Origin of the sequence: Alistipes sp. ZOR0009 (genome assembly GCF_000798815.1) — a bacterium.
Lineage (GTDB): Bacteria > Bacteroidota > Bacteroidia > Bacteroidales > ZOR0009 > Acetobacteroides.
The window spans coordinates 1-23,489 of sequence record NZ_JTLD01000028.1 but is presented as its reverse complement, the minus strand read 5'-3'; the positions used below and the strand labels follow the sequence as shown (position 1 = coordinate 23,489).

The following is a 23,489-nucleotide window of genomic DNA, read 5'->3' as shown; positions in this document are numbered from 1 at the left end:
TTAATATAAGCCAGGCCTAACAAATCAGCAGCCAGCAGGTTATCTATACATGCACCAACCCATCATTGCTAGCGGAACAATGGCGCCAAACAAGTAACAGCTCGTTTTAGTCATAAAATATTTGCCTTTAGCTGCTATTTCTGCCCTTTGGGTAAAATAGTAGCATAGCATACTAGTTCTTTTTTGCTATTTTGTTTTCGGGTAATTCTGAATATTTTTTGCTGTATGAGTTCGCAAAATGATACTTTTTTAAGCGATAAAGGTAGACGCATAATAGTTGTCTTACTAGCGTTTATACTTCTCAACTTAATGTCTTTTTTGATTGATCCATACGATAAGTACTGGACAACTTTCTTTACTAAAGACCAATCCATAAAGATCTTTGATATAATATCTTCGCTCATTTTTTGTATTCTAATATCCGAATCGAGCGTAATGATTAGCCATAAGCTAAATAAACGGGTACCTTGGACTGCACACTCTGGCAAACGGCTAGCTTTAGAGATTACACTAAACTTACTTTCCGTATCTTTAATAGTACTGATAAGCAACTATGCCTGGATGCTATGCTACGAGGCAATGGGCTACTCCGACATTCGGAATCCAATTTCGGTTGAAGAGATTAAGGGCATTATACAGTGGTTGATGATAAGCTTTTTCATTGCCTTTATGATTATTGGCGTAAATATTGGCGACTACCTTATTGTAAGCTGGAAAAATACCCTACTAAAAGCGGAGAAGCTCGACAGGGCACTTATCGAATCGGAGCTACAGGCCCTAAAGCTACAAATCGATCCCCACTTCATGTTCAACAACCTAAGCGTGCTGTCCGAGCTAATTCTTCAAGACCAGCAGCTGGGTTACACCTACGCCGAAAACTTTTCCAAGATATACCGGTACATGCTCGTTAACTCTCGGAAAGACTTTATCGAGCTCAAAGACGAGCTCACCTTCCTCAAATCGTACATGTTTCTGATTAAACAACGAATTGGTGATGGCGTAATGTTTGATATCAAAATTGACGCAGCCGCGCAGGAGCTTCTTATTCTACCGCTCACCCTACAGCTGCTGGTCGAAAACGCCATTAAGCACAATAAGACACAAAAGGAAACGCCCCTAAAGATTAGCATCTACAACCGTGGAAAAAAGGAGCTAGCTATTCAAAACACCCTTTTACCCATCGAAAATGTCATCGACTCGATGGGCATTGGGCTTAGCAATATCGTTAGGCGGTATAGCTTTCTCTCAAACAGTCAGCCCACCGCTAGCAAAGAAGATGGTATGTTCATTGTAAGAATTCCGCTTATATCCATAGCTAATGATAGATAGAATTTTAATTATAGAAGATGAAAAGCTCAACTCCGACAGGTTGTTGCGCTTTATTGACCAGCTATATCCCAAGTCTATTGTGGTAGGTGTGCTGAAAAGCGTTGCCGAATGCGTTGCTTGGTTTACCACCAACGAGCAGCCTAGTGTAGTGCTCATGGATGTACGATTATCGGATGGTTTGTGCTTCAGCATCTTTGAACAAGTTAAAGTCAGCTGCCCCATAATTTTCACAACAGCCTACGACGAGTACGCCTTAAAGGCCTTTAAAGTTAACAGCGTTGACTACCTCCTAAAGCCTGTCGACCAAGATGAACTAAAAACTGCCTTCGCAAAAATAGAGTCGCAAGCGGCAACCACACAGCTGCTAAACCTTGATGGCTTGCTACAAGCCCTAAAGCCTACGGAGTACCGAGGCCGATTTTTACTACCCTACAAAGACGGCTATAAAACAATCCGTATCGACGACATCCTATACTTCTACTCCGAGCTCAAGATCACCAAGGCCAAGCTGCAGGATGGAAAGGAGGAGACAATTCCATACACCCTAGAAGAGCTGGAGCAGCAGCTCAACCCCAAGCTCTTCTTTAGGGCAAATCGCCAGTTTATAGTCCACATTGATGCTGTTGTACAGCTACACAACCACTTTAACGGCAAGCTAAAGGTCGAAATAAAGAAAAATCCCAAAATAGAACTGGTTGTAAGTAGAGACAAGGCAAACCTTTTTAAGGCTTGGCTCAATTTTTAAAGCACCTATTCTTCTGTAAGGTCTTCGTTATGAGATTCGGTTGCGCAGTAGTACAATCTCCTTTGCCTGAGCAAAGGTAAACGCTGCTGCAACCGCTACATTACACCTAAAATGCCCACTATAGCAAACACCGTTACCTAGCAAGGCACAGCATGCAGTAGGGGTTATCATTAGTACCACCTAGCTCGCATTGGTTGGCTTTACAGCACCCATAAAAAATACACCAAAGAACACACCTTCACCTTAACAGCCTACCTGATAGCTGCTTTGCGATAGAGTAACATTAAGCTACAGAGTAGACGCTTGTAATATCCTTTCTGCTGTTTTTCACTTCTACGATTCAGCTTAGCATCCATTCGATACAGCGGCAATTTTTACGCTTCTGGTAACTTTTTAGATAGAGGCCCCTCTCCTTTTCCCTTTTTTTGCTGCTCATTAAATTTAAAACTATCAAGTATGGCACGTTTTACTTTTGTTGTACGCAGCTGGAGAGTACGTACTTTTCTCATCATAGCAGCTATCGCAGCTTCCTGTGGCAGTGCCTCGCAGAATAGCGGCATAGAAGAGTCGGTGCAGGCCGATTTTGTAGAGGTTAAACCAGCTAATGCAGCAGTAGAACATAAGTATCCCGGATCAGTAGAAGGGATCGAAATTGTAGAGATCAAGCCCCAAGTTTCAGGCTACCTAGATCATATCTTCGTCAACGAAGGGGATTATGTAAAAAAGGGGCAGCCGCTATTTAGGGTTAAAGGGGATGCCCTTAGCGAGCAGGTTAATAGCAGTAAGGCAGCACTCAAAGCCGCACTAGCCGCACAGGAAAACGCACAGCTCGAGGTTAGCAAAATCAAACCTCTAGTTACAGGCAAGGTAGTTTCGGAGGTGCAGCTCAAAGCTGCCGAAACCAGCTTTGATGCAGCAAAGGCTCAAGTAGCACAGGCCAAAGCCACCTTAGCGGCATCGAAAATAAACGCTGCATTTTGTCTTGTTAAAGCGCCTGTAAGCGGATATATCGGCCAAATACCCAACCGCATTGGCAATTTAGTCTCCCCAACCGATGCAACTCCCCTTACCACCCTTTCCGATATTAACAAGGTGTACGTTTACTTCACCCTTAGCGAAGCCGACTTTATCACCTACCAAAGAAACATCGATACCAAGGCTACCCCTCTTGCCGAGCTGATAATGGCCAACGGAGAACCCTACACCCATAAAGGCATCCTACAATCGGCTAGCGGAAATATTGATCCAGCAACAGGAAGCATAGCCATGAAAGCTGTTTTTGACAATCCCAACAAGGTACTGCGTTCGGGTGGTTCTGCCAAGGTTATCCTAAGGCAGCACTACAGCGCAGCCCTTACAATTCCTATGGCCGCCGTTAAAGATATTCAGGACAAGTATTTCGTTTTTGTCTTAGATAAAACGAACAAGGTAAAGATGCGACCAGTTCAGATTGGCGAAAAAACGGGCAATAGGTACATTCTTAAATCGGGGTTAAAGGCTGGCGATAGAATAGCCGTGAGCAGCATTGACCAGCTTACCGAAAGCATGACAGTTGCACCACGTATGGTGGAAGATAAATTTTAACAACTAAAGGTATGCTAAAAAAGATAATAGACAGGCCTGTACAGGCAACCGTAATATCCATTATACTGGTAATTCTGGGTATTGTAGGCCTCGTTCGTCTACCCATTACCCGATTCCCTGACGTTTCGCCTACCACCGTAGTGGTAACTGGTAGCTATCCAGGAGGGAACAGCGAAACCGTTATCCGGTCTGTAGTTACTCCCCTAGAGGAGGAGATAAATGGAGTCGAAAACATGCAGTACATGAAGTCTACGGCAAGTAACGACGGCTCATTCTCGATAACCATCATATTTAAGCAAGGAACCAACCCCGACTTGGCAGCCGTAAACGTACAAAATAGGGTACAACAAGCTACCGCCGTGCTACCGCAAGAAGTTGTTCGCTCGGGACTTACCACCTCCAAGCAGCAGAATAGCATGATAATGATCTTCAACATATTCACCGACGACAACTCGAGGTATGATGAGCTTTTTCTACAAAACTACGCGAATATAAACCTGCTGCCAGCCATTAAGCGCATCCCCGGAGTGGGACAAGTTCAGCTATTTGGCGTAAAGGATTACTCGATGCGGGTATGGTTAGATCCTCAAAAAATGGCAAGCTACGGGTTGATGCCCGACGAAGTTACGCAGGCCATTGCAAGCCAAAGCTTGGAGGCAGCCCCAGGGAAGCTTGGCGAAGAGTCGAAGTCGGCACTAGAATACGTAATACGCTATAAGGGAAAGAAAAGTTTGCCCCAAGAGTACGAGAACATCATTGTTAAGCACAATGGCGCTAAGCTGGTACGCCTTAAAGATGTAGCCCGGGTGGAGTTTGGCTCAATTAGCTATGGCAGCGACACAAAGGTGAATGGAAAAAATGGAGTTACCGTGGCTATACTACAAACATCTGGATCAAACGCCAACAACGTAGAGACAGGCGTACGGCAGGAGGTAGAAAAGGCTTCTCGCTCCTTTCCTCCGGGCATAATGTGTAACAGCGTAATGAGCACCAAAGACCGCCTCGACAAAGCTGTTGGACAGGTGATTTCGACCCTTATCGAAGCATTTATTCTGGTAGTGCTGGTTGTTCTTCTATTCCTAAAAGATATCCGATCAACCCTAATACCTGCAATTGCAGTACCCGTAGCAATAGTTGGAACCTTCTTCTTTCTTCTAATATTTGGTTTTACAATTAACACCCTCACCCTTTTTGCGCTGGTGCTAGCCATAGGTATTGTGGTAGACGATGCCATTGTGGTGGTCGAGGCTGTCCATAGCAAGATGGAAAAGTCGGCTATATCTGCCAGGGAAGCTACCCACAGCGCCATGCAAAACATTACTGGAGCAATCATTTCTATCACCCTTGTGATGGCAGCCGTGTTTATCCCCATTGGCTTTATGACAGGATCTTCGGGGATATTCTACAAGCAGTTTGCCTATACCCTGATTATAGCAATAGCGATATCAGCCGTTAACGCGCTAACCCTTACTCCCGCTCTCTGTGCCCTACTGCTTAAAAATAAGCATGCCGAAGGGGATAATGCTTCGACGGTTAACTTCAGACAGCGATTTTTTACGGCATTTAACACCAGCTTTAACAGGCTTACCAATAGGTATGTTTATGGGGTAAAATATCTTACCACAAAGAAATGGCTCAGCACGGGGATTATTATTGGCATCGTAGCGCTAGCTTCATTCCTGCTGGTAAGTACGCCCAGAAGCTTTGTACCCATGGAAGACGACAGCATGATAATGTACAACCTAAGCATGCCTCCTGGAGCTGGACTCGAACGCACCCGCGAAGCATCTAAAAAAATCGACAAGCTCCTATCCGATGTTGAGGCCATAGATAACTACTCTACCATAACTGGATTTAGCATGCTCTCCAATGGTGCAGGCTCGTCGTACGCTATGGGCTTTATCAAGCTGAAAGAGCCACAAAATAGAGGCACCGTGAAAGATATTGAAGCCATCCTAGCTATTATCTCCGAAAAGCTAGCCACGGTAAAAGAGGGTACAACCATGGCCTTTCGAATGCCTCCCGTTGATGGGTATGGGGTAACCAGTGGTGCAGAATTGGTCTTACAGGATAAGTATGGCAAGGGGTTAGCGTCGCTAAAATCGGTAGCGGATAGCACTATCGCCAAAATTATGCAGCAGCCAGGCGTACAATCGGCCTACACCATGTTTCGTGCCGACTACCCTCAATACCAGCTGGATGTTGACGAAGACAAGGCCAGCCAAATGGGCGTAGAGGTCAGCAAATTACTCGGCACCATACAAACCTACTTTTCGGGCGATCAGTCGCTTAACTTTACCCGATTTGGCAAATTTTACCGGGTAAGCATAAAAGCCGATGCCTCCTCGCGCACCGACGAAAATGCCTTTAACCAAATATTTGTCCGCAATGAAAGCAACATTATGGTTCCCGTTAAGTCGCTGGTTACCCTCCGTAAGGTATATGGGCCCGAATCGGTAGACCGCTACAACCTGTTTAATGCCATCACCATTAATGTTTCCTCGAACCCAGGGGTTAGTAATGGTGCAATTATGGATATGCTGGAGAAGAATGTGCTCGAGAAGCTTCCTTCGGGATACGGTTACGAGTGGACTGGCTTAAGCCTAGAAGAAAAAATGGCAGGAAGCCAAACTTTTCTCATCCTGCTGCTAAGTATTCTATTCGTGTACTTTCTTCTGGCTGCTCAATACGAAAGCTACCTGCTGCCTTTAGCCGTACTACTATCGATACCTACAGGACTTATTGGCGCATTTTTAGGTATTCGAGCAATCGGGCTAGATAACAATATCTATGTACAAGTAGGGCTTATAATGCTGATAGGGCTTTTGGCCAAAAATGCAATTCTGATTATAGAGTATGCCGTACAGCGTCGCAGAGCGGGCTTATCTATTCTGGATTCCGCAATAAGTGCGGCACGTGTAAGGTTACGCCCTATTGTTATGACATCTCTTGCCTTTATTGTCGGCATGCTTCCGCTCATGAGAGCATCTGGAGATATGGCTGCCAGCAATAAGTCCATTAGCATAAGCGCTGCTATGGGAATGATAACAGGTGTAGGGCTTGGGGTGCTTGTAATCCCCCTACTATATATTGTTTTTCAGCGGATCCACGAAAGGGTATCCACCAAACGTTAAGCAACTCCCGTAATTTGTAAGCCCATGAAACTGAATTTAAAAACCCTTGCAGCCTACTCCTGCCTAATCATTCTAGCAACAGGATGTAGCGTAAGCAAAAAATATACCCGCACAGAGCTAAACCTGCCAACCGAATTTAGAGGTAATCGCGGAGTGGCAGCCGATACAGCTCGGCTAACCTGGCGCTCTTTCTTTAAAGACTCTGTTCTTATATCGCTAATAGAACAATCGCTGCAACGAAATAACGATATTTCGGTAGCGATTCTTACCCTGCAACAGTCCGAACAGGCCTATAAGCAAAGTCGATTAGGGCTACTCCCTTCTGTTGATTTTACAGCAGGCACATCCAACACATGGAATTCTCACTACTCCCCTGCCTACCTTGCCTCTGGCGGAGGACGTACAACCGACTACTCGAATTCTTTGGGGCTATCGTGGGAAGTTGATATATGGAGGAAGGCAAGCCTGCAAAAGGCTGGTGCATTTGCAGCCTTTTTTGCCCAAAAGGAAAACGTGCTGGCGCTTAAAACCCGAATAATCGCTCAGGTAGCGCTGGGGTACTATAACCTAATTGCGCTCGACGAGCAGCTTATGGTGGCCCAAAAAAACGTCGCGCTATGCGATAGCACCTTAGCCATACTACAGCTGCAATACGGCTCGGCATTAACCAACTCCTTGGCCATCAATCAGGCAAAATCGCAGAAAATTGCAGCCCAGATGCTCGTACAGTCAACCCTTCAAAATACGGCCATACAAGAAAATGCTATAAGCATATTGTGTGGCAGCTACCCCGACAGCATCAGAAGATCTGCACGGCTAACACAAATAGCAGCTACCGACTGCTATAGCACCGGCATACCGGCATCGCTACTAAGCCGACGACCTGATGTTAAAGCAGCCGAATACAATGTTATGTATGCCCACGCTAACGCGGGTCTGGCAAAAGCGGCAATGTACCCATCCTTCAGCCTTACCTCCTCAATTGGAACAAACGCTAGCGTATTTAACAGCTGGTTTAATATGCCTGGATCAATAGGTAAAAGTATCGGAGTTAGCCTTACCCAACCTCTATTTCAGCGCAAAGCGTTACGATCGTCGCTGAATATTGCCGTCCTTGAACAGGAAAAGGCAAATGCGCAGTTTAAGCAAGCTGTGCTAACAGCAGTTGCCGAAGTGTCGGATGCTCTAGCAAAAATTGACTTTATAAAAGAGCGAACAATCCTAGCCAAAGGCAAGAGTGAAACACTCGCCAACGCAACAAACGATGCCATGCTGCTATTTAAAAACGGAATGGCCAACTATTTGGAGGTTATTACCGTGCAAAGCAACGCGCTACAAAGCGATCTAGATTTGATAAGCTTAAGTAGTGAAAAGCTAACGGCCCTTGTCGAGCTATACCGGGCATTAGGAGGTAGCGAGTAAATATCCTACAACCGCCACCTTGCCAATGCCTAATTATCGTAGCAACAACCATCGCTATGTGCAATTGCTTAGAGCATAAATAGCAGCAGTAGCAATACCCAATAAAGGTGCAGCCATAATAATGCTGCACCTTTTCTATCATAGGGCTTGAGATTCAATTAAACGGCAACCACTCATACAACCTTCAATAAGATTTCAGCTGCAACCATCAGCAACAAAGTCGCATATCTCAATACTCAATACTCATATCTCACATCGCATATCTCACATCCCAAATCTCAAATCTCATATCTCACATCGCATATCTCAGTAGCTATTCCCCAATGGGTAGTAGCATTGATGGTATATTACCAGCAGAACCCGCCAGCTACCAGCGTAGCCATAACATTACCAATATTGTGCAGCAGCTATTAGCGTGGGCGCTACGCTAGTAATATCGCTCCTACGCTAATAATTTAGCACGTACATTAATAATATAGCGGCTATAATATTAATATGGCAACTACATTATTAATGTAGCCGGTAAATTATTAATCTAGCGCGTATATTATTAATGTAGCCACTAGATTATTAATATAGCACGTACATTATTAATATAGCGGCTATAATATTAATGTAGCCGCTACATTATTAATCTGGCTCCTATATTATTAATGTAGCACGAAAATTATTAATGTAGCGCGTATAATATTAACGAAGCGCAAAAATTATTAAGGCTGCGCCTGAAATAGTAGGCTACAAAGGAGTTCACCAGCAACCAGCAGCGGAAAGCCGCCTAACCACCTATCGAAAGCGGAAACAGCCAGCAGCATTAACCTACCCAGCAGGCTAGCGCCGTTAGAGGTTTGGCGCTAGGCGACGCTCATAAAAAAGGAGGATTGCTCCCCCTACCAGCTTGTGCCGCATATTTACATTTCCCCTGCAAAAAATGAAGCTTAAATTAATAAATATTGAGCGAAATGTCGTGTATGTGCGATTTTTTTATATTTTCGTAGACAAATTACTTCCATCATACTTACTATATATTAAATGAAAATCTAAGCTATGATATTCATTAAGGTTCCATTAGCATCCACCTCTACCAGCTGGCCGCAAGATATAGCCAGCACATTAGCATCCTCACACCCAATACACACCACATACCTCTCCACAAGGCAGGCAACCGCTAAAAATAGCACGCTACGAATAGGTAGAGTAGGCCTAGCCCATAACCTCCACTCCAAACAACCACTTTCTGCAGCCATCAACAAGCATATGACGGCACTACCCATATAGCCAACGTGGAAGCTGCCGCTACCCTATTAGGCAAGCCCACCAGCTGTCCCAGCTAAAAAAAGTAACATCAAAATAGTATTATAAAAATTGACAAAAAAACATCTCTATTATGAAGCAGCTTAGTAAAATGCTAGCAATAAACGCTACTGTAGTTTGGTTCATATTTTTTATAGGCAAGTTTATTATTCTAACCTTCGAGGAAAAAGCGCTCTCGCTATACGAGCTCGTAGTTATCCCCCTGCTTCCGGCCACCTTCACCTTTTTGGGAGCCTACTTTGGGGCAACCTACATAATGAAGCCCAAGCTTAACTTTCTGGAGAAGGAGGGCGAGGAGGAGCCAAAGTTTTTCGAAAACAAGTACAACTCCATACTACTCAACAACAACAGCATCGATCTGGAAACCTTCTCCAAGATACTAAGGCGGAAGTACGTCATCTCGTATAAGGATCAGCAGCACCAGCTGCTCAAGTTCAGAACAAAGATGTCGCTAAGCAGCTGGGGTATCGGCTTCTTCCTAAAGGTCGAAAAGGAGAAAGGGCGCATTCGCCTCATATCATTTCCCATCTCGGGGACGCTAACCAAGCAGGAGAAGGAGGTAAAGGAGCTGGAGGAGCTCATTGAGCACCACCGGACAATATACAACTCTACGGTTGAGTAGCCCTCAAGATATTGGCACATCGAGGGGCTGCAGCAAAGCTAGGCAGCCCCAACTAAATGGTGGGATATTATCCTATCCTACACTCCGACTTATTATGTTAATCAACCTACAAGAAAACGGAGGGCAACCGTACCTTAAAGAGATCGAATAGCAACGATTAATGGAGAGACTATGCACTACCTAGTATGCTCGAACTGCGGACACCTAAACGAGGTAAATAACGAGTTCGTAGAATTTTGCTTCAAATGCAAGAAGAAGATGGATAGCAGCTTTTCGAGCTGGCAAATCCAGAACCCCGAAAAGACATTCGAGGAGTACAAGCGGCTGGTATGCATATCAGAAGAGGAAGCCCCACAGGTAGCGTTAAAGCCAAAGCGAAAGTTTCGCCTATGGCTCATACTAGCCCTAACGATTGCTACATTTGCCGTAATGTACACTGTAGGGTACCGAATTGGCTCATACTACTTCACCGAATCCACCCAAAAGATAGAAAAAGAGCTGGCTGGCTTCTGTACCGAGATAAATAGAAGCTGCCCAACGATGATCGACCAGATAACCCGGCTAGATGGAGCCTTGATAATTCCCCCCAAAAACGATCAGGTATAGCTACACCCTAATGATCAGCGAAACGATGGACACCCTTAGCGTTAAAGGAGACATGCAGCCCAACATGCTAAACCTCATAAAAACGAGTCCAGAGATGAAGGCTCTTAGAGATAATCGGGTAACATTTACCTACAGCTATAGGGATATAAAAGGGCACTACCTATTCGCGATAACGATTAAACCAGAGGATTACAGCTCAACGACCCCTTAACGGCTCCAAGGGGATTACGATTCTCCGCATATTTTTTTCGCAAAAGAGATTCGTTGGCTACCTCCAAGTCGCAGGTAGCTGGTTTTCTACCATCCCCTCTCCTGCACGCCAACCTTTGTCTTACTCTCAAGACACAAGTAAAAAACAATCGGGGCTCGCCACCCCACACGGTTTACATTTCCCAAAAGCAATGCGGGAGGTAAAAAGCCAAGCCGTCAGGCAAGGAGAAATACGGCACATTTACTATGCTTTAGAATACAGTACAGCACGATCAGGTCGTAGCTGCTACAAAACAGTTCTCTACAAACCGTTAATGCTGCTGGCATCAATCCTCTACCAAAAATTCCGTAGGGATTTAAGGTTTAAGCCTTCCATTGCCCTAGCATACTCCTCCATAGAAGTCGAAACGCATAGCATTTTGCGTAGCAGGTCGGCTATACGCAAAAGCCTCGGGTGAAGCAGCACCATTCGGCTCGCTCCATTTTGCTGCATCAGCAGCGTAATTCATACAGCCGTATTCCATATTCCCCAAGCAGCAAAAGAGAAAAAACGCGCGCTATTCGTAAAAAAAATCGCACCATACTTTTACTAGTTATCTGATATTATAACACTTACACAACCAACTAAAATGTTTTATCTACGTAAATTACAGCAGAGAAATGCCCTGCGACACCAGCCGAGGCCTTTCCTTAAAAACAAAAGAAAAGATCACAATGACTAAGCAAGAATTTACAGCGATGCTTAAACAGTATGCGGCATCGGACATCAAAAAGTCGGTATTCCAAATTATAGTTACGCTTGTCCCCTACCTAGCCCTAAACTGGCTTATGTACCTAACAATCGCCTACGAGCTGCCGTATGCCATTACGCTGGTACTAGCGCTGGTTGCCAGCGGATTTCTGATGCGCATCTTCATCATTTTTCACGACTGCACGCATCAGTCATTCTTTAAAAGCCGAACCAGCAACAAGATTGTGGGGCACATTTTTGGGGTACTGACATTTACCGCCTTCTCCTCGTGGCAGTACTCGCACGCCGTGCACCACGGAACCGTTGGCAACCTAACCAAGCGCGGCACTGGCGATGTATGGACAATGACCGTTGCCGAGTATAAAAAAAGCAGCCTAGCCCGAAAAATTGGCTACAAGCTCTACCGCAACCCGCTATTTCTGTTTGTGATAGCGCCAGTTCTGCTATTCTTTGTAAAGAATAGATTTCCCAGCCGAAGAATGAGAAAGCAGGATATCATAAGCATCTCTATCACCAACGCAGCAATTGCAGCTATCATTGTAGCCTGCGCCTACACCGTTGGGGTGGGGACTTACCTGGCCATCCAAATTCCGATAATGACATTTGCCGGAATGATTGGCGTTTGGCTCTTTTACATACAGCACCAGTTTGGCGATGTGTACTGGGAAAAGGACGAAAGCTGGGATCGCGAACGCGCAGCGCTCGAAGGGAGCTCGTTCTTTAAGCTACCCGCGGTGCTACGCTGGTTCTCGGGAAATATAGGCTACCACCATATCCATCACCTAAATGCCCGAATTCCCAACTACAACCTAAAAAGATGCTACGAGAACATTTCGGCGCTGCAGAATATAAGGCCAATAACCTTCTTCAAAAGCTTTAAGCTGATGTTCCTTAACCTGTACGACGAGAATAGCCGCCGACTAATATCGTTCCGCAAAGCTAGGCTAGCCTACTAAGGCACCAGTAACAGCCACCATTATCTGCTGGTAAAAAACAAAAGGAGAAAAACAGACCGCAGCATCAATAAAAGCGCTACCTTGTAGAGGGGTATTCGACAACAGAATACCCCTCTACAACAAATATCATGGAAATGAGAGACAGAAGCGACTTAAAGCTAGCCGTACTAATAGATGCTGATAACATCCCCTACTCCAACATAAAAGGAATGCTCGACGAGATAGCCAAGCTTGGTATTCCTACAATCAAACGAATTTATGGCGATTGGACAAAGCCAACCGTTGCTGGATGGAAGCCGGCGCTACTAGAGCATGCCATCACCCCCATTCAGCAGTACAGCTACACCACGGGGAAAAATGCAACCGACTCGGCCATGATTATTGATGCGATGGATATTCTCCATAGCCAAAAGGTAGACGGCTTTTGCCTTGTTAGCAGCGATAGCGACTTTACGCGCCTAGCAACACGCCTTCGCGAATCGGGAATGCTGGTCATTGGAATTGGAGAGAAGAAGACGCCCAATCCCTTTATTGTTGCCTGCGATAAGTTTATATACATAGAGATAATTGGGGCCGAATCGCTAGCCAAAGCGGCTACGGTAACCACCCAAGCAGCCCCCGAAACGCCCAAAATAGATGCGATAGATGGAGCCACCATCAAGCTACTAAAGTCGTCAGTCGAAGATATTGCCGAAGATAACGGTTGGGCCTTCTTGGCGGAGGTTGGCGCGCTGATTATAAAGAAAAAGCCCGATTTCGACCCCCGTAACTACGGTTTCCCGAAACTAACGCCGCTGGTAAAATCGCTATCGGAGCACTTCGAAGTAGACGAGCGCGAGGTGGAGCATACCCACATTAAGCATATCTACATAAAAATTAAGAAGAAACGTCCCGTAAGCAAATCGGGACGGGGCGAAAAGGGCGAAAAGAAGTAGTAGAGATAGCCTCCAATACCCGAAACCTCCATCTCGCTACCGACATGGAGGTTCTAGCACTGCCAACGCTGTAAAAGAGAATCCCTAATCGGCGCTATAGCTCGGTAGCACCAGATTTCGGGCAATGCGCACGTTATACTCGTTGCGTATGCCGTTTACCACCTGTAGCGAGGAGGTGTACTGCTCGTCGCTTTTCATTTTTGCCATAGCAAGCAGGTAGCTGCACAGCACCGTGTACTTATCGTTAAGCCGCATCCGAAACTCCCTAACCTGCGAGAACTCGCTAAGAGCCGAAGCATTCTTGCTTTTTGCGCAGATCCCCATCAGCTTTTTCTGCTTTTTAGAGAGGCAAACGACGTACTCCGTTAGGTTGAGCTGCTCAACGAGCGGCTTGTAGGTTGCGTTGGACAAATATGCCAGCAGCTTATTAATAAGTAGCCCCTCCTTGTCGAAGTTGATGGACGAGAAGTCGCCATACCGATCGAGGAGGATAATGATGCAGGTGGCACCACTCACCTTCTCCATTTCGGTGGAGAATCGAGCGCACTCTACAGCAGTTCTTAAGGCGTTAATGCTGGCATTGCGCTCTATCTCCAGCTTGCCAATCTCCTCAGACAAGGGGCAGCCAGCCGTCTTCTGCAATATTCTGTTAAATTCTTCCGCATTCAAAAGGACGTTAGCAACCAGGTAGCTGAGGTTGGAGTCGGAAAGAACTGCAGGGCCAAAAGCCTTTATTCGATTAACCTGATCGGCTACAAACTGGTAGTAATCAGCATTTGATAGCAGGTAACCAGAAGATGAAAATAAATTTGCTTCGTTCATAGTTTGCGAGTTTTGGGAGGAAAACCTTTTGCTAAAATTAGCATTTTTTATAAATCAAACACTCCACAACTGTTTTTTTTCTACAAAATTACTAAAAGGCAAAACGGCCTCCGTAGCCTTACCAAATGGATAATCGTTATAGGCTATACTTTTCAACACAAAGCAAGCTGCAAAACATGTTAACGTAACAGTTTCTTTACATCATTTAATCCCCCTTTAGCTGCAAGAGCCGTACCTTTGCGGCTTCAAATTACCTATCACAACAATGGAAAAGATACAAGTTGAACCAAAATCGGTGTTCACAACCCGATTGGTTAAAAGCGAAGATTTAAATCACCACGGAACTCTTTTTGCAGGACGTACTGCAGAATGGTTCGTTGAATCGGGCTTTATCGCTGCAGCGTCTCTCGTAAATCCAACGGGAGTTGTTTGCCTAAAAATTCACGGAATGTTTTTTACCAAGCCCGTACGTCCGGGACAAATCATCAAGTTCGAGTCGAAGATTGTGTATGCCGGAAAGAGCAGCTTAGTGGCCAACATTCAGGTAACACAATCGGGTGTAGAAAAGCCTTTTGTTGATGGGTTTATCACCTTTATTCACGTTAACGAGCACACCGTGCCCAGCGCCCACAACATAGAGATCACCCCCAAAACGGAGGCTGACATTGCGCTCTACGAGCAAGCCAAAGCGCTTAAAGTAAAAGGTTAACAATATCCAACAAAAAGCCCGAAGCGTTGCTTCGGGCTTTTTTATCTTTTGGGCTTAAGGCAACCCGTAAAGCCAAGCGTTGGAAGCCAACTAGGCGGGTTGTAAGCAAATGGGAATGCTACTTCTTTTTGGCAACCTCGTCAACAGCCTTACTTGCGGCTGTTAGCAGCGCCTGAGTAGAGATTTCGTTACCAACGGCGCCCTTCATCCACAGCTGAGGAATAATGCGACCTTGGGTAAACATTCTATTAACCTCTGTAGCAAAGTTCTTGCCTTCTACCTGTTCCTCTACCTGAAATTGGATAAGCTGCCCGATAGGGTAAGCGCTTAGGTAAAGGGGAATCTCGATCATATGGCTATAGATGGCAAGTATTGGCTCGTCCTTGCTGCCAAATACATCGGCGTAATACTGATTCCAGATATCCTTAGAGATGGTAATCACCGCATTCTTCAGCTCTGCAGCGGTAGCCTCTGGATGCGCGTACATCCACTTCCAAACCTCCATATCTACCAGCGAAACGCCCATAATTTCGTAAGCCGACCAGGCGTTATCCAGCACGTTTAGGTCGCGCTTAAGCGGATTGTTTTCCTGAATACCTAGCAGCTCCAAGTCGCGCTTTTGGAAAAGGAACGCCAACGCCTCTGTGAAGGAGGTATTAGGAACTCCATTTAGCATATAGTAGTCAACCAGCTCCATAGTAATGGTTTGCTCTACGTTGTGGCCAAACTCATGGGTAGCGATATTGTATCCTTTGTAATCCATACCATCCTTTCCAACACGGGTACGAAGCAAGCTAAAGTCGCCCTTCATACCAGTACCAGCCGCATGTCCAGCACCACGAGATGCCTCTACCTTAATATGGGCAGGGATAAATTTTTGCTGCTCTGCAGAGAAGCCTAGATCGGCTAGAATACGAGGCATATCCTGCGCAAACGCATCGGCAGTAGGATACTTTGCCTTTGTTTTAGCCGACAGCTCGTCCTGATTGATGCTGCTACGCGATTTGAAGCCATCGTACCAAATATCAAAAGGCTGTAGCTTACGACCAAGACGTTGGGCTATAAGCTTACCAACCTTACGAATTTCGGGAGAGGATACGTACTGACGGAAAAGACGCTCTACATCGGCTTGAGGAATTTCCATGCTGTACTCAAAGTTGCTTTGAAGGAAGGTTGGCTTTCCAGGGTAGTACTGGTCAAACTCCTTAGTCACCTTAAAGTTGTCGAGTAAAACTTGGTAACGCTTATCTGGCTCCGACGCCGCATTTACAGGCTTCCCATTTTCGGTAACAACGTTTGTTTTAGGATTCCACTTATACTTGCCAGAGTTAACCACATCGTTGGGTATCGACTGGTCGATAATGCGCTTCATTACGGCATAAACCATCTGCTGCTTCTCTAGCCCCGTTTTCTTATCCGAGTAGTTCGATTTCAGCTCATCGCGCAGCCCCCAGTGGGTAATAAGCTTCATATCGGCAGGGAAAATAGTTTGCCCCTTATCGTTTACAAGGTTACCCATAAAGATGTTGTAGTCCGAGATATACTTTTCTGCATCTACCGACACCTTGGTTGCCCGCTGCTTTAGCTCTGCAGGAACACGAGAGGTAAACATATCGCCCATACGAGCGTAAGCCCACTCCTTACGATTCCACTTTGGACCTAGCGCCGTTTTTTCGGCAAGAGAGTAGGTCGGAAAGTTTAGCGCAACTAGGAATGCCAGCTTATTGGCGTACAAATCGTCGGCCATGTGCGCGCTTGGATTAAAGGAACCCAGAATTTCATCGACAGGAGATATTGGTCCCCAATCTAAGTCCAACGGTTTCTTTAGCTCCATAGCCATTCGAAGGTTGTAGCCACCCATTATCTCAAAGCCACGAGAAAGCTTGGTAAAAAGCTCATCCAGCTTAGTAGGATCGGCTATAAAGTTCGAAGTTACAAACTCTTCAAAATCGGCAACAGAGCCATCGGTGCTACGCCATAGCGTTGCCGCCTGCTCTACCCCGCGCTTAACACGAAACGACTCCTTATCTCCATACTTACCTTCAAGAGTCGAAGTCAATTTTTGAATTGATGATAAGGGAATTGGACTCATCTCCTGTGCATTAGTTTTAGTGCTCAATCCTGCAACTATAAGCAGCGAAAGAACGGTTGAAATCAAAAGCCTCATAGGTTAAAAGTTTTTCAAGATGGTGTAAATGTAGAGAAAAAAGCATAACGTCATTCCCCCTCAAAATGAAAAAACAACGTCCCTACACCTTTTCTAATACAGAGGCCGATTTTGGAACTTCGGGGAGCATACCTTCGGATAATCCACCATCCTTTTGTAAACATACAGCAGCATTCTCAACAACCTCACTAACCCGGAACTTTTCCTTATAGGCCATCACCCGTTTCTCCAGCAGTTCGTACGACACTATAGCGGCAAGAAACGCAAGAGGAATATTAAAAGGCATATCGTGCAGCCAAATTTTGGGTAGGAATCCTTGTCCGCTGCGAACGAAGAAGCCCTGCCACACATACAATCCGTACGATATTAAACCAACATACCGAATAGGTCCCCACTCGAGCAAGCGCACCAAAATACTACGCTGGTTAACCGATATCCAAAGAATGGCTGCGCACACGCCAATAGAAAATACCAACGGAAGCAAAACGGAAGCCTCTCCTAAAAATAGAAGCGGAAGAAGTAGCAATCCGACAACCAAAAGTGCCGACCTCGAAGCGGTAAAAAAAGCCGACACCGAAGCCGATTGGTAGTGCAATACAAATGCCGCCAAGCATCCTAGTAGAATCGGAGAAATGGCAGGGATAATCCACCTACTGGTAAAGAACACCTCACCGAGCAGGTAGCTAGTACCGCCAGCAGATATCGGAATAAGCTTCAGGAAGAAGAAAGACAGCATGGAGAGCAGCATCACCACACCCGCAAAAAGGTAAACCTTCGCATTGCTAAAAAAGCGAAGTAGAATTGGCCACGTTAAGTAGAACTGCTCCTCTACGGCAAGCGACCAGGTGTGTGCCAACTCGGCCGAGTAAAACAGCTTCGCTTTGGGAATAAAGTTATATACATAAAAAACGGAAGCAGCCAAGCCTAAGTAGCTCTCCCTAATATATCCAAGCGACATGAAAACGACGATCCCGATGTAAAAGGGAATTAATGGAGGAAGCAAGCGCAAGAAACGGCGAATAAAAAAGTACTTTAGGTTGATGCTCCCAGTGGTAGAGCGCTCCCTGAGCAGCAACGAGGTGATTAAGAAACCGCTTAACGCAAAAAAAATGGTTACCCCCGCTCCGCCCGAGTAGTAGTACGAGATGTTATCTCGCAACGATCCGCTTTCGCCCGGCTGGATTATTTGAGCATGCCCCAAAATAACAAGCATAATAGACAAGCATCGGAGCCCGTCAAATCCTTTTGTTCGCTTCATTCAATGATGTTTTACCACCCCATACGAAGCGTATACCGCAAACGCTGTGGCCACAGCCTATTAATCACGGTTAAAAAAACTGCACTCATCAAGTACAAAATAGAACTTAACGGCTCTTCTTTTTAACAGATTGAAAAGATTAATGCTAAAATTATATCTTTGCAACCTTTAAATAAAGAACCGGTCCACTCAAACAACAAATTAATTTTTTAATAAACGATGAGCATTTTAAAACGAGTATTGCTGCTCGCTGTAGTTGCAATTACCTTTTCGAGCTGTGAACTCGACAACCTACTTAAGACTTCAACAAAGCAGCAAATGCAAGGGACTTGGGTGCTAACCCAAGCTACAGATGCCCAAGGGGTAGATATTACTAAAAAAGTCAGCTTCCCTGTTACGGCCATACAGCTAACCGACGATAACGGAATGCTAGGAACAATGGCTCCTATGTTTACCTACATCGTGTATGGCGGATCGAAATGGGTTGAGGCATCGGCTAAGATGGATCAGCTTTTTGACTATGCCAACTTAAGGTTTAATACCGCAGAGTTTTTTGTTGGAGAAGGCAATGTAAACAACTTTACCGTTGAGGCCAAGCTTCAGGCAACTGCTATTGCTGGTGGCGGATCTCTTATCGATGTTCTAAAGATTTTCGGGGTAAACACAAGCTTTCTGCAGCAAACCGTATATCACAAGTTTGTTAATGTTGCTGTAGAGTTTAGCGGAAAGGACACCATGATTTGGACTTTTGATAACGATACACAAGCTCGATACAACTACAAGAACTCGACTGGAGACTTTGTTTCGTGGGGTGGATGGCCAACCAGCGGTTTCCAGAAGTGCCAATTCGTTTTCTCTCGCAAAACCTTAAAGCTCGACGACATTGTTCGAAATGCCTACAGATACTAAAAAAGGATGCTCAATTGAGCATCCTTTTTTTTAAAGTTCTATCCCTATAGAAGCCCCAAACAGGAGGCTTCCTCCTCGAATTTCTGACACATCCCTTAGCAGGTACTCCGCCTTTACACCCACCGTTGGCGAGTAGCGTAATCGCTTAAACTTATACCTGCTGCCAACGCAAATGGCACCTACCGGATTAACCCCAAACCCAGAAAGAGGGCTCCTCCCGCTGCCACTTCCAAAAAAGAGCATTCGCGCACCCAACGAGGCATCCAAGCGCCCCTTGTAGCTTTCGAATAGGCGTGTGGTGGCATCAAAGCCAGCGAAGATATAGCCGATATCAACCGTTCTATTGTACACCAAGGTATCTGGCCTACCAACCGTATCGAGAAACTGCTCCGACTTATGGGCCAAGCTTAAGCCCGCATCAAAGCGCAGCCCGATGCGGTTCATGTACCGATACTCCTTAAACACGTCGGCGGATAGGATGGTAAAGCCACCGCTGCCCGCAACCGACCGCTGAAGGCTTAGGTTGGCGCCCCACATTCGGGACACCTTCCACCAAAACAGAAAGCCCTTGGCGTAGGCTGGTAGCAGCGTATTGGTGGTAAAAGGGTTGGCAACGTATAGCCTAACCGCGCTAGGATAAGCTATAGGAAAAAGGGCAACGCTATCCTTCGTATCCGAAGTTAGGGTTGATGCGGCTTGAGTAACGCCCACTGCCGTGCCAGCAGCGCTACGGCCTATCCCCTGCTCCTGCTCTTGCGAGGCGCTACCGTCGGCTAAGGCAGAGCGCTTGCCCGCAACGCGTGCTTTTGCTCCACGCGGCGCTACGTAGCGGCTAGCAACAGCTGGCCTACCCGCCTCTACCGCAGCAACGGCTCGGTTGGTAGAGGTATCAGCCATTCCCTGTGCTTTATGATGTGGTGCCGTGTTAACGGCTATATGATGCTCGGAATCCTCAACCTTTGTTGCGGCAGGATTGCCCGTAGCCAATGCAGCCTTAGTGGCAGCACCATCCTCTAAGGTTGACTGTGCCAAAGCCGAATCCGCAGGCAAAGCGGCAGCGCTATGGCAGCCCGAAACACCCGACTTCGAAATGCTGGCTGGCGAATCGTTGTGGCCAACATATACCAGCACGCCAACAGCTACCAGCCCGCCCAAGCCCAGCAGCCAAAACCGCTGGAGACTTTGACAAACCCTTACCGCAGCCCGCTGCACCACTCCCTTAAGAGCCACCATCCGCCCGCGGGGAATTTGAGCCGACACATCGTCCCACCCCTCAATCTCCACGTCGGGAGTCCACTCCTCAAGCGTCTCCTTCCACTTTTGGTTCATCGGATTAATGTCTTTCATAGGAATACTGGTTTTGGAGCAGCTGCTGCAGCTGCTGCTTGGCACGTGTTAGGTTAGACCGGGAGGTAGACTCCTTTATATTTAGCGATACCGCAATCTCGGCGTGCGAGTAGCCCTCGAGCTCGTACAGCACAAACGGTATGCGGTAGTTCTCCGGAAGCCTATTTATGAGCGATATAATATCCTGAGCATTCAAATCGTCGAGACAGCTGAGGTTGTCGGTATAGCTGGCGGCCAGATCGAGGCTGCACGCATCGCCGCACTCCTTTAAGTCGGCGCGATACCTATCTATGGAGGAGTTGACCACTATCCGGCGCAGCCAGGGCCTAAACTCCTTCCCTTTATCAAACAGCTGAATCTTTTTAAAAACCTTTACAAAAGAATCGTTTACAATTTCGCGCGCATCCTCCATACTTGCCGAGAACCGCAGCGCAATAGACATAGCGTACCTATAGTACGCCATGTAAAGCCGTTCCTGACTTTTGGCATCCCCCTTTTGGCATCCCATTATAATACGTTCAGTAGCCTCGTCCACCCCCTAATTTTTCGCTATTTGGTAAATAATACCTATTACTATATACTTTAAAAACGGATGCAAATATAGCTTCTGGCCTACGGAGCACCAAGCTGCCGTATGCCAGAAGCGTGAGTGGGGGTAAATCCTGTATGCCGATGCAGCTAGCGGCCACGCCATGTTGCCTCCCCCCCTTTTACTACCAGCCGCACCCGTTGCCCGGGGTTGCTGCGGTTGGCCACCGACAGCACCACCACCGATGCGGCAGGCTCGTCAGCAGGCACCACCACCTCGGAAAGCGGCACCGCCACCGAGTCGGCAACGCAGGTGGTGGAGTAGCCACCCTGCTGGTGGCGGTATAGGGCCACGTTGGCAAAGATGGTATCGCCGCGATGCCCATACCCTTTATTACAGTAAAGGTGGAAGGCCTCGGGCCCATCGTAGGGCAGGTAGCGTAGCCGAAGCTTCAGCTGGCCGCTGCGCACCACCGCCTTGGTGATGATGAACGCCCCGCTGGGCTCGTCGGTGCAGGCCAGGCAGTCGTCTACCCGAGACACCTCAAGTAGGGTATCGCCATGGGGCTTTGGAGGCCTAGGCCGCTCCTTGGCGCATGCGCAGGCCAGCGTCGCCGCGCAGGCCATCCCTAAAATCAACCTTAGCATCTGCTGCATAGTACTTCTTATTACGGAAGGGTAGCCCGTGCGGGGAGCAGCAGCGCCGCTCCCCAAACCGTATGGCTACCCGTTCGGCTATCCATACGATCAAATAGGACGAAACGCTGCACGAATTCGCCATTTTTTCACTAATCTTGCTACAACATCGCAAGTAAAACCAGCAACCCGCTACCAACAAGCCACCAAAACATGGAAGCAGCACTTACCGTTTCGATTGTAGGCAACCTCGTTGCCATCGCCATTACGGCGGCCATCTACCTGCGCCTAAAAAACCGCCAGCCCTTCGAGGCGGCCATCAAAAGCGACCTGCGCCAAATGGAGGAGGCCCTGCGCGAGGAGTTTCGCCGCAACCGCGAGGAGCTGAACCGCCTATCGAGCCAGGGGCGCCAGGAGCAAACCCAGTCGTTTAGCGCCCTGACGGTGGCCATCAACCAGCAGCTGCAGTACATCGGCAAAAATAACGAGGAGCGCATGGAGAAGATGCGCCTGGACAACAACGCCATGCTCGAGCGCATGCGCGAAACCGTAGACGAGAAGCTGAACCGCACCCTCGAGGAGCGCCTGGGGCAGTCGTTTAAGCTCGTAAGCGAGCGCCTGGAGATGGTGCACAAGGGCCTTGGCGAGATGCACGAGCTGGCCAACGGCGTGGGCGACCTCAAAAAGGTGCTTACCAACGTAAAAACGCGCGGCATATTCGGCGAGATCCAGCTCAGCGTTATCCTGAACCAGATCCTCACCCCCAGCCAGTTTGCCCAAAACGTGGCCGTAAAGGAGGGCAGCCGCGAGGTGGTGGAGTTTGCCATTAAGCTCCCCGGCAAGGCCGACGACCAAACGCTGTGGCTACCCGTAGACTCGAAGTTCCCGATGGACGTGTACCACCACCTGCTCGACGCCTACGAGTCGGGCGGCGCCGCCGACATCCAGGAGGCCACCCGCCTGCTGGCCGCCAGCATCCGCCAAAACGCCAAAACCATCGCCGAGAAGTACATCTACCCGCCCCAAACGGCCGACTTTGCCATCATGTTCCTGCCCGTAGAGGGGCTCTTTGCCGAGGTGGTGCGCAACAGCAGCCTGGTGGAGGAGGTGTACCGCAACCACCGCATCATCGTTACCGGCCCCACCACCATATCGGCGCTGCTAAACAGCTTCCAGCTCGGCTTTAAAACGCTGGCCATCGAGCGCCGCTCCAACGAGGTGTGGAAGCTGCTGGCGGCGGTAAAAACCGAGTTCACCAAGTTTGGCGACGTGCTCGAAAAGACCAAGAACCGCCTAAACCAGGCCACCAACGACCTCGACTCGCTGGTGGGCGTGCGCACCCGTGTCATACAGCAAAAGCTAAAGGGGATAGAGCAGATAGGCGACGACGAGGCCAACCAGCTGCTCGAGTAGCCGCCCTAGCCGCTCTCCGCATATGCGGAGTTACCCAACCGACATCGTTTGCCGCTCTCCGCAGCTGCGAAGTGTTCCAACCGAGCTCGTTTGCC

The 23,489-nt window shown here is 47.3% G+C and carries 21 protein-coding genes; 13 read left to right on the top strand and 8 right to left on the bottom strand.

The genetic code is table 11. The annotated features are described in order from the left end of the window. The first annotated feature begins 225 nt into the window (after positions 1-225). The 5 genes from L990_RS08875 (at position 226) to L990_RS08855 (ending at position 8,214) form a co-directional block, all read left to right on the top strand. Positions 226-1,329, top strand: a complete 1,104-nt coding sequence (locus tag L990_RS08875; protein WP_047447811.1) for a sensor histidine kinase — start codon at positions 226-228, stop codon at positions 1,327-1,329. Next, on the top strand, positions 1,319-2,074 hold the full coding sequence (locus L990_RS08870; RefSeq protein ID WP_047447809.1) for a LytR/AlgR family response regulator transcription factor: 756 nt from the start codon (positions 1,319-1,321) through the stop codon (positions 2,072-2,074). Before L990_RS08875 ends, L990_RS08870 begins: the two co-directional genes overlap by 11 nt. A gap of 456 nt (positions 2,075-2,530) precedes the next feature. Next, positions 2,531-3,658, top strand: a complete 1,128-nt coding sequence (locus L990_RS08865) for an efflux RND transporter periplasmic adaptor subunit (RefSeq protein WP_047447806.1) — start codon at positions 2,531-2,533, stop codon at positions 3,656-3,658. A gap of 11 nt (positions 3,659-3,669) precedes the next feature. Continuing rightward, entirely contained in the window at positions 3,670-6,792 is a 3,123-nt protein-coding gene (locus L990_RS08860; RefSeq protein WP_047447804.1) for an efflux RND transporter permease subunit, read from the top strand. 24 nt (positions 6,793-6,816) lie between these two features. Then, on the top strand, positions 6,817-8,214 hold the full coding sequence (locus tag L990_RS08855; RefSeq protein ID WP_047447802.1) for an efflux transporter outer membrane subunit: 1,398 nt from the start codon (positions 6,817-6,819) through the stop codon (positions 8,212-8,214). Between the two features lie 1,037 nt (positions 8,215-9,251). On the opposite strand, the gene L990_RS08850 is transcribed toward L990_RS08855, so the two are convergent. Further along, entirely contained in the window at positions 9,252-9,458 is a 207-nt protein-coding gene (locus L990_RS08850; RefSeq protein WP_047447800.1) for a hypothetical protein, read from the bottom strand. A gap of 140 nt (positions 9,459-9,598) precedes the next feature. Between L990_RS08850 and L990_RS08845 the strand changes: the two genes are divergently transcribed. From L990_RS08845 to L990_RS08825, 5 genes are all read left to right on the top strand, one after another. Further along, positions 9,599-10,147: a hypothetical protein gene (locus tag L990_RS08845; protein WP_047447798.1), complete on the top strand. Its 549-nt coding sequence runs from the start codon at positions 9,599-9,601 to the stop codon at positions 10,145-10,147. 171 nt (positions 10,148-10,318) lie between these two features. Next, the gene (locus L990_RS08840) at positions 10,319-10,753 is read left to right on the top strand and encodes a hypothetical protein (protein WP_047447796.1); all 435 of its coding nucleotides are present in this window, start codon (positions 10,319-10,321) and stop codon (positions 10,751-10,753) included. Between the two features lie 10 nt (positions 10,754-10,763). After that, the gene (locus L990_RS08835) at positions 10,764-10,964 is read left to right on the top strand and encodes a hypothetical protein (RefSeq protein ID WP_047447793.1); all 201 of its coding nucleotides are present in this window, start codon (positions 10,764-10,766) and stop codon (positions 10,962-10,964) included. Positions 10,965-11,677: 713 nt separating this feature from the next. Beyond that, positions 11,678-12,670, top strand: coding sequence for a fatty acid desaturase (locus L990_RS08830; RefSeq protein WP_047447837.1), 993 nt, complete (start codon positions 11,678-11,680; stop codon positions 12,668-12,670). A gap of 134 nt (positions 12,671-12,804) precedes the next feature. After that, a complete protein-coding gene (locus L990_RS08825; RefSeq protein WP_052180870.1) occupies positions 12,805-13,605 on the top strand; it encodes an NYN domain-containing protein in 801 nt (266 codons plus the stop codon). Positions 13,606-13,689: 84 nt separating this feature from the next. Here the strand turns inward: L990_RS08825 and L990_RS08820 are convergent, their stop codons facing one another. After that, positions 13,690-14,427, bottom strand: coding sequence for a DUF6261 family protein (locus L990_RS08820; RefSeq protein WP_047447792.1), 738 nt, complete (start codon positions 14,425-14,427; stop codon positions 13,690-13,692). 265 nt (positions 14,428-14,692) lie between these two features. On the opposite strand from L990_RS08820, the gene L990_RS08815 reads away from it, so the two are divergent. Then, positions 14,693-15,136 (top strand): acyl-CoA thioesterase, encoded by a 444-nt coding sequence (locus tag L990_RS08815; RefSeq protein ID WP_047447790.1) that lies wholly within the window; start codon positions 14,693-14,695, stop codon positions 15,134-15,136. 118 nt (positions 15,137-15,254) lie between these two features. Here the strand turns inward: L990_RS08815 and L990_RS08810 are convergent, their stop codons facing one another. Both L990_RS08810 and L990_RS08805 read right to left on the bottom strand, forming a co-directional pair. Then, positions 15,255-17,303 carry a hypothetical protein gene (locus L990_RS08810; RefSeq protein WP_156121465.1) on the bottom strand — a complete coding sequence of 683 codons (2,049 nt, stop codon included), beginning with the start codon at positions 17,301-17,303 and terminating at the stop codon, positions 15,255-15,257. Positions 17,304-17,385: 82 nt separating this feature from the next. Beyond that, a complete protein-coding gene (locus L990_RS08805; protein ID WP_081981655.1) occupies positions 17,386-18,561 on the bottom strand; it encodes an acyltransferase family protein in 1,176 nt (391 codons plus the stop codon). Positions 18,562-18,780: 219 nt separating this feature from the next. On the opposite strand from L990_RS08805, the gene L990_RS08800 reads away from it, so the two are divergent. After that, the gene (locus tag L990_RS08800; RefSeq protein ID WP_047447786.1) at positions 18,781-19,470 is read left to right on the top strand and encodes a hypothetical protein; all 690 of its coding nucleotides are present in this window, start codon (positions 18,781-18,783) and stop codon (positions 19,468-19,470) included. Between the two features lie 30 nt (positions 19,471-19,500). Here L990_RS08800 and L990_RS08795 read toward each other — a convergent pair whose 3' ends face one another. The 4 genes from L990_RS08795 to L990_RS20375 all read right to left on the bottom strand — a co-directional run bounded on the left by L990_RS08795 (position 19,501) and on the right by L990_RS20375 (position 22,126). Beyond that, a complete protein-coding gene (locus L990_RS08795) occupies positions 19,501-20,817 on the bottom strand; it encodes a hypothetical protein (protein WP_047447785.1) in 1,317 nt (438 codons plus the stop codon). Further along, on the bottom strand, positions 20,804-21,352 hold the full coding sequence (locus tag L990_RS08790; protein WP_052180869.1) for an RNA polymerase sigma factor: 549 nt from the start codon (positions 21,350-21,352) through the stop codon (positions 20,804-20,806). The genes L990_RS08795 and L990_RS08790 overlap by 14 nt, the downstream gene beginning before the upstream one ends. Positions 21,353-21,495: 143 nt before the next feature. Next, complete coding sequence (locus L990_RS08785) at positions 21,496-21,888, bottom strand: hypothetical protein (protein WP_156121463.1); 393 nt, start codon at positions 21,886-21,888, stop codon at positions 21,496-21,498. Between the two features lie 34 nt (positions 21,889-21,922). Continuing rightward, positions 21,923-22,126 (bottom strand): hypothetical protein, encoded by a 204-nt coding sequence (locus L990_RS20375; RefSeq protein ID WP_156121461.1) that lies wholly within the window; start codon positions 22,124-22,126, stop codon positions 21,923-21,925. 68 nt (positions 22,127-22,194) lie between these two features. On the opposite strand from L990_RS20375, the gene L990_RS08780 reads away from it, so the two are divergent. Further along, a complete protein-coding gene (locus tag L990_RS08780) occupies positions 22,195-23,394 on the top strand; it encodes a DNA recombination protein RmuC (protein ID WP_047447778.1) in 1,200 nt (399 codons plus the stop codon). Positions 23,395-23,489: the final 95 nt, after the last annotated feature.